The sequence below is a fragment of the Paenibacillus sp. AR247 genome, assembly GCF_002968895.1.
Taxonomy (GTDB): Bacteria; Bacillota; Bacilli; order Paenibacillales; family Paenibacillaceae; genus Paenibacillus_AQ; species Paenibacillus_AQ favisporus.
The window spans coordinates 1,899,601-1,900,723 of the sequence record NZ_PCZT01000009.1; the positions used below are offsets into that span (position 1 = coordinate 1,899,601).

The window sequence follows — 1,123 nt, forward strand, 5'->3', positions numbered from 1 at the left end:
GAACGCAGCCATCGAGTGCCCGCTCGGAAAGCTGAATCCGCTGATTTCGATCAGCCGGTGCGTGTTGGGGCGCTGCCGCTGCATCCAATTTTTGATGATGATATTCCAAATTTCCGATCCTCCCACTGACAAGAGAAACATCAGCAGCTCCTTGCGGTGCCGCAAAACCAGCCACAGAAACAGGAACGCGATCACGCTCAGCAGCGTCGCCACGAGCGATGACCCAAGAAAGGTGAAGCCCCTCATGATTCGGGTCAACCCCTCATTCTCCATCCCCTGAACTGCATCGATGATCGATTGGTCAAACCAGGCGATCCGGTCCGCTCCGACCAGGACCATCATGATCACGAACAGCACGCCCAGCACCAGGCTCATAACTAACAGCTTATTCAGCCGTCCTTGATTTGCTCTCATATCTATATGTACTCCTCTCTCTATAAACCCCCGCTTCTGCCATGCGGTATGACTTTAATATTATCCATGAAGACCCGGCCTTTGTCACGCTTATCCGGAAGCAGAATTTGTCAGCTGCAGCATAAGCAAAAAGCACCGGCAAAACCGGTGCTTAAGGCAAAACGTTATTGGATTGGAGCGGTATGGCCTGATATGGGGGATCAATTAAAGAATTAGAATCCTTTATATTGAGGCTCCTCGTTTTCAAGCTGTTGTACCCGGCTTTCCACCTGCTGCACGATTTGCTGGGTTTGCTGGGCAGCTTGAGAGAACAGGTTTTTGGCTTCCTGGTTTTGCGTGCTGAGAGCAAACGTCTCCAAGCTGGCTTGGGCGCTTTTCAGGGATGCAAGTGTCGTTTTGACTTGGGATGCAACGGTCATTGTTACTTTCACCTCCTTTACAGGATAAGTACGAATCATAATCTAACCTGCCTGAAATCAAAAAATTCATAAAACGAGAAGATGCTGCAAATAATTTTGTTATTCGCGTTTAAAGCAAAGATCTGGAATGGAGGAATTTATAGATATGCCGGATTGGATAGAGGTTATCGTTCGGACTTTGGCTTCTGTGGTCTTTCTGTTTGCCTTGACCCGTCTCTTGGGCAAAAGGCAAATCTCCCAGCTGTCCTTCTTCGAGTACATTACGGGGATCACGATCGGTGACCTGGCGG

The 1,123-nt window shown here is 49.0% G+C and carries 2 protein-coding genes; both read right to left on the reverse strand.

Annotation, left to right across the window (positions count from 1 at the left end):
- The coding region (locus tag CPT76_RS37550) for a phosphatase PAP2 family protein (protein WP_181152892.1) at positions 1–414 on the reverse strand (414 nt) is incomplete at its 3' end.
- 212 nt (positions 415–626) lie between these two features.
- Positions 627–833 (reverse strand): DUF1657 domain-containing protein, encoded by a 207-nt coding sequence (locus CPT76_RS17350; protein WP_076168463.1) that lies wholly within the window; start codon positions 831–833, stop codon positions 627–629.
- Positions 834–1,123 lie beyond the last annotated feature (290 nt).